The organism is Bremerella sp. JC817, assembly GCF_040718835.1.
Taxonomy (GTDB): Bacteria; Planctomycetota; Planctomycetia; order Pirellulales; family Pirellulaceae; genus Bremerella.
Window position 1 is genome coordinate 1 of record NZ_JBFEFG010000172.1, and the last position, 339, is coordinate 339.

Genomic DNA, 339 nt, shown 5'->3' on the forward strand with positions numbered 1-339 from the left:
GTTCTGATCCCCGCCGCACGTGTTGACGAACATCGCCGTCGTCCCCGGGAACGCTCGCTCCAGCTCAACCTGGGCAAACCCCGGGTAGTCGCCGCACCAGGTCGTGAAGCTCAGGGTCGTCGGGTGGCAGGCGTACCCGAACAGCACAGCGGCCTGCGACCCATCCGGCCGTTCGATGCTCAACACCGGCACCGAATGATCGACCGGCCCGGCCAGCGGTTCGCCGCGCTCGATCAATGCCGGCACCTCGGCCTCCGTATTGTTCCGCCGGTTCACCGCGAAGGTCGCCGACGATATCTTCGTCGTGTTTGTCAATGAAAATCGCCGCGGAGGTCTGAT

At 64.9% G+C, this 339-nt stretch carries 1 protein-coding gene; it reads right to left on the reverse strand.

Annotated features, from left to right (window positions below):
- On the reverse strand, positions 1–315 hold a 315-nt coding region (locus AB1L30_RS00805; protein ID WP_367011443.1), incomplete at its 3' end, for a hypothetical protein.
- Between the last annotated feature and the right edge of the window lie 24 nt (positions 316–339).